Origin of the sequence: Dapis hubbardiae BLCC-M172, from assembly GCF_050016015.1 — a bacterium.
GTDB lineage: Bacteria > Cyanobacteriota > Cyanobacteriia > Cyanobacteriales > Microcoleaceae > Trichodesmium.
The window spans coordinates 1-5,238 of record NZ_JBNHEQ010000028.1 but is presented as its reverse complement, the minus strand read 5'-3'; the positions used below and the strand labels follow the sequence as shown (position 1 = coordinate 5,238).

6 protein-coding genes are annotated in these 5,238 nt (G+C 33.8%); 3 read left to right on the top strand and 3 right to left on the bottom strand.

Annotated features, from left to right (window positions below):
• The coding region (locus ACP6PK_RS03450) for a hypothetical protein (protein ID WP_426557776.1) at nucleotides 1–186 on the top strand (186 nt) is incomplete at its 5' end.
• On the top strand, nucleotides 147–440 hold the full coding sequence (sipA, locus tag ACP6PK_RS03445) for a regulatory protein SipA (protein ID WP_094671597.1): 294 nt from the start codon (nucleotides 147–149) through the stop codon (nucleotides 438–440). The genes ACP6PK_RS03450 and sipA, both read left to right, overlap by 40 nt.
• Nucleotides 441–442: 2 nt before the next feature.
• On the opposite strand, the gene ACP6PK_RS03440 is transcribed toward sipA, so the two are convergent.
• The gene (locus ACP6PK_RS03440; protein ID WP_426557774.1) at nucleotides 443–982 is read right to left on the bottom strand and encodes an alpha/beta hydrolase; all 540 of its coding nucleotides are present in this window, start codon (nucleotides 980–982) and stop codon (nucleotides 443–445) included.
• Nucleotides 983–2,463: 1,481 nt separating this feature from the next.
• Here ACP6PK_RS03440 and ACP6PK_RS03435 point away from each other — a divergent pair.
• The gene (locus ACP6PK_RS03435) at nucleotides 2,464–3,285 is read left to right on the top strand and encodes a S1 family peptidase (RefSeq protein WP_426557772.1); all 822 of its coding nucleotides are present in this window, start codon (nucleotides 2,464–2,466) and stop codon (nucleotides 3,283–3,285) included.
• Between the two features lie 127 nt (nucleotides 3,286–3,412).
• Here the strand turns inward: ACP6PK_RS03435 and ACP6PK_RS03430 are convergent, their stop codons facing one another.
• Together ACP6PK_RS03430 and ACP6PK_RS03425 are read right to left on the bottom strand one after the other, a co-directional pair.
• Complete coding sequence (locus ACP6PK_RS03430) at nucleotides 3,413–3,757, bottom strand: hypothetical protein (protein ID WP_426557770.1); 345 nt, start codon at nucleotides 3,755–3,757, stop codon at nucleotides 3,413–3,415.
• A 442-nt stretch (nucleotides 3,758–4,199) separates the two neighbouring features.
• A complete protein-coding gene (locus ACP6PK_RS03425) occupies nucleotides 4,200–4,778 on the bottom strand; it encodes a COP23 domain-containing protein (RefSeq protein WP_094672325.1) in 579 nt (192 codons plus the stop codon).
• Nucleotides 4,779–5,238: the final 460 nt, after the last annotated feature.

Genomic DNA, 5,238 nt, shown 5'->3' with positions numbered 1-5,238 from the left:
ATTATCAATTATCAATTATCAATTATCAATTATCAATTATCAATTATTGAAGACCCTAGGAAGCTAACTGAAATGACCGATAGGGAAGGTTTTCGACCAAGATTTATGATAAGAAATAAAAAAGCAAATATTATGGGAGTAAATAAATGGAAAATGAATTTTCTATTGGCCAGAAAGTCAGATTAGTAGTTCAACCAGCCTACATCAAAACTGCTGAATCGATGCCCATATTACGTCCCCCTAATGTAGTGCGTTTGGGTGAAGTAGGAACTATTTTAAGTTGCAAAGCAGGAAATTATTGGGCTATTCGTTTTGAGAAAGGAGCATTTCTGATGGATAGTCAATATATAGAAGCTGTGGCAGTTGATTCGGGAACTGCCCAGCCAGATCATAATACTGATGAAGATACCAATAAGATAACTCCGTCTTCAGAATCGTAGATTTAATTGAGTAGTTCTCCTAAATTACCAATAGTTTCTTTAACTTTTCCTACGATTTCGTTAATCTTACCTACATCAATGTGCATTTCTTCGGTAGGATATTTTTCCAGAACTTCTAGCACTGATATTCGGTTGTCATCTGCTGCTGCTAATAGAATGGCAGAACGTAGGGCTTTGTCACTTTCATAGTTGTGTCTCGTCTGAACTACTTCTGCGACACCTTTAGTTAAATTTTGACCTAGATTACTATACAGCACTTTGGCTAGGTTAGCAACATCAGCTCCTACTTCTAATGTCATTAATCCACGAACTGTATTAGGATTGACTTTTGATATGCCTAGAGCTTGAGAAATTGTTTTGGTAGTTTTGCCCGTTTCTGCAAATTGTCGTAGATCCTTAACTTTGACTGATGCTTTTATTGGGCCAAATAAATCTATGACGATTTTATTCGTGGCGATCGCCCTTTGATGGGAAAGCATTACTCCAGCAATAGCACCCACAATAATTAATGGACTACGGGACAGCAGATTTGATAATTGCATGGTTATATATTGAGTTAGATTTTAATCTAAGCTTGATGATAATATTTATTTATTTGTTTTGATTAGATTATAAACATTAAATTTAATTAGTGTATGAGGTTGGTGAACAAAAGTATGATTTGATAGAAGTCAGCAGTCAGGAATTATAAAGGAGCTTTTTCTGCATCAAAAATAGCTCTGATTTACACGTTATAAGTTTAGGAATTTCATACCGTGTTTCACTAACACCTAGTGTATTTAGTCTAGTAGACATCTCCAAAAATTAAAAATCAAATCAATTCTCCCATGGGAAATTATCTATTTTTTCTTCCTGTTCCCTATTCCCTGTTCCCTCTTTTCTGGAGATGTCTAGTTATTACTTTCTCTTCATAGACATCTGTAGAAATTGAATATTTCTTTTTTTAAACCATTGTAGGGATGTTCCATATAATCTCCCTAAATTCTTTTTGGGAAATATCTCTTCAATAATTGATAATTGATAATTGATAATTACCTCTACCTAAAAGGAAGAGGATTGAATAAAAGGAAAATTTTTTCTCTCTTAGTCGATTTGATATGGTGTTTTGCTGGTGCAAAGCTTTCCTATCGGAAAGTTGTGCGGAACGCTAAATGACCGCTTGTTTCTCCACGGCGAGTGAGAAGCTTTATACCTTGATTTTTCGGTAATTAATAAGAATCTTTTCTAATAAATCCTATTTACACCAATTCCATCAAATATTGCTACAGTCACGCCCCAGGGAACAGGGAATATATAACAGAGGATAGTGAAAGAAAAACTCGATTAAAAAGAGGAAAAAATGTTTGATTTTTATACTTTATGGAATTTAATTTTTTTTATTCTAGTAATAAATAATCAATTGAGATGTAACTGCATTTTTTGAATTTGATATTATCCGATCATTATCTAAGGCCAGATGAAAAACCTTAGAGAAAAATTTTACAAATTTTTATTCTGATAATGTCTTTTTGTGACCGCTATACTGTAAAATACCTACTCAGTTCCTCAAAGTCATTTCGACTGGAAAATTAAGATTTTAGCTATGGCTAAATAACTAAATTTTTTGTTACCAAGAAATAAAGTCTTAAGCCTTCCCTTTCAAGGGGATAAAAAAAGTTAAGTATTTTAAGATTTCAAGCCTCCGGTTTCAGCGGGAAGTACTGATAATGAAATCAGAAGTTATTTTTGTAACAGGGATTAGAGCAACCCACCCAAAATATTTCGCCTTAAAAAGCGTGGTTTTAGACCTAAATTATTTTGATAACTGATAACTGAAATGACCGGGCTGAATTTAATCAATATATATACCTATTGTGATTTAAGTAGTTAATTAAACTACTAACAACAATTTATCAGCGATCTCTACCACTAACAAACGTAGAGATAGTCACCACACTTTCAAATTTCTTGAAATAGATTGAGTGGTGTCAGGGGAATTTTTGTCTTTTTTTTAAATGTCTTTTATTTGAGAAACCTTAAGAATATGAAACAGAATAACTCAATCTTAAATGTAAGTGGTAAAATATTAGGATCCTCACTCTTTTTTCTAACCGCACTTGTACCTAATGCTTACTCCCAAACCAGAGTAGAAAATTCAGCTTATTACACAAAACCTAGTGTAGTAGACTTACAACAGTTTCCATCATTAGTATCCAATATTGCCCAACAAGTTACTGTGAGAATTTTTACAGATAACAGTGCAGGTTCTGGAGTAATTATCAAACGGGAAGGTAATACTTACACTGTTGTTACTAATCATCATGTAATTGAGAATAATTCTAATAAACTTTATCCAGTTATGAGTGGAGATGGGATAACTCATCAAGCTACCCTAATTTCTACTCCTCAAATAGGTAATCTAGATGTAGCATTATTGAAATTTACTAGCGCTCGCCCCTATCAAGTTGTAGAAATAGCAAAAACTAACCAACCCTTAGTAGGAGAAACTGTTTTTGCAGCAGGTTTTCCCAACTGGCACCAACCAAAATCTTCACAAATGAGTAGTACCCGTGCTTGGGGGAGTCGTGCTTTTCAGTTAACTTTAGGGTCTGTAGAAATGTTACCAAGTCGCACCCTCAGCCAAGGATATCAATTAGGTTATACCAATGATATTAAAAGTGGCATGAGTGGTGGACCGATTTTAAATAGTAAAGGTCAATTAATTGGTATTAACGGACGTTCAAAATATCCCATTGCTGGAATTCGAGCATTTCGTTTTATAGATGGCTCTCAACCATCTATTGAGCAATTCAAAAAAATGGAATCTTTAAGTTGGGGAATTCCAGTTTCTAGAATTAAGAATTAAGAATTAAGAATTAAGAATTAAGAATTAAGAATTAGTAAACTTACCTTTAGTTCTAAAATTTTACATTTTAAATTCTCAATTCAAAATCCTACTGATGGCTGAGTGCTGACTGCTTTTTTAATACTGGCTAAAAGTCTGTAGAAAAAGAATCCCACTTTTCTTCAAACCATACTTTTTCTCTTTTCCAGTTAGGATCTCTAGTTTTCTGCATTTGTAGGTTAATATTGTTTGTCACCTCATCAAGTTCACCTTGAGACAACCCACGTCTACCTCTAGTAGTAGAATCTTGAGTTAAACTCATACTTTTACCACTTGACAAACTATTAGCATTGGTACTCAATAATTGTTCTGAGGAACCAATATTATTAGTTACTGGTTTTTCTTCAGCTTTGGCAGGATTAGCAGTTAAGCTAACAGTGAAAAACATTGTTAGTGTTGCAGTAAATAAAGTTGAAGTAGTTTTAATTTTCATGGCTTTCCTCTTGACAATTAATTGAAATACTTGAACAAACAAATTAACGCTTTAGCGTTATTTTATTATACCGTAAATCAACCGTATTTTTACAGTTCACCTTGAGTTTAAAAATAATTTTGATAGTTGAGATAATTGCATTATAAATTTATTGAGCAAGTGGCTAAAACAGACACAAACTTAGAAAAAACTAAGCTATGAGTGTCTGATAAAAGCACCTGCGCATTATCTACATATTTTGATTTATTATTCCCCATATTCCCATATTAATAAGTTTGGGAGAGAATTTTACTTTAAATTAGGGATAGTTTTAGATACTACTCAACTAATACTCACTAGAACTTGAGAACCTATATAGTTAATAGTTATAGGTCAATAAAAAGAAGTGAAGAGGGAAAATTTATTTCCTTAGTTATTCCCTCAACATTTCTGTTAAAATAACTTATTCGTAGATAGGCTCATCACTAGCAGTACCTTGTCCGAAATCCTTAAATTGAGTTAGAATTTCTTCTGTTTTTTCACGATTTTCTGGCTTTAAAGTGAAGACTACATTCTCAAAAGTAGGCTCTTCTTCTGGGGAAACATAAACCACTTGCTCATGGTTTACAACACCAATTTGACTGATGTCTGCGAAAGTTTCCATCCCTAGGGCATAAGCAAGGTTAGTTAGACGAGTGCTAACTGCTTGACAACGACGGTCAGGAGTATAAGCACCTTTAGGATGGTCGGAAGAAAGAGTTGCAGTCCATACAATCATTGGCTTAGAGGAAACTTGAATAACTTCTCGTTTCACTAGGGGGTATCCGCCTAAAATTCCAGGCTCACTTGTATCCCGTGTTTCACGAACTATTTGAGGAACAGTCGCGTATTGATTTTCTGCTGCATTAACTGAAACACAGGTGAAAACTACTTTGTCAGTAGTTTCAAATTGTCCTGCTTTAGCTTCTGATTGAGGTAGAAAACCCCAGAGACCAACGGTTGCTAAAACACCTGCTAAGGATACTTTTAATTGGTTATTCACAATCTTGACCTCTGACTTAATATCTGCTTTGGGAGAGAAGTTCTTTGTTTCTTCTCCATACTTTTACAGTAGAGGATTTACTTAGGGTTGTCAGTAAGAATAAAGTAATATTTCAAAATAAGACTTTCAGACAAGAAGTTATCTGAAAGTGATAAAAAAGTAATATATATTAGCTGTTTGTCTACTGGTTTACTGTTTTTATGCGTCGTTTTTGCTTGAGATAATTTAGATATTTCTGAATACTATATTAACTCAATTTTCGGTTTTTGCAACCCTTAATATCTAAGTTTCTAGATTCATTTAATCTATATAAAGGTTGTAGCTAAAAAATTATATAAATTAAATGCACTTTAATTAGGGTTTGCTGAAAAAGTCTTTTTTAATGAGCGGGGGAGTAGGGGAGCGGGGGAGTAGGGGAGTAGGGGAGTAGGGGAGTAGGGGAGTAAGGGAGTAGGGGAGT

What these genes read in the sequence shown, in the direction of transcription:
- ACP6PK_RS03430 (WP_426557770.1), bottom strand. Translation starts at nt 3,757, where the DNA reads ATGAAAATTAAAACTACTTCAACTTTATTTACTGCAACACTAACAATG.
- ACP6PK_RS03435 (WP_426557772.1), top strand. Translation starts at nt 2,464, where the DNA reads ATGAAACAGAATAACTCAATCTTAAATGTAAGTGGTAAAATATTAGGA.
- ACP6PK_RS03440 (WP_426557774.1), bottom strand. Translation starts at nt 982, where the DNA reads ATGCAATTATCAAATCTGCTGTCCCGTAGTCCATTAATTATTGTGGGT.
- sipA (WP_094671597.1), top strand. Translation starts at nt 147, where the DNA reads ATGGAAAATGAATTTTCTATTGGCCAGAAAGTCAGATTAGTAGTTCAA.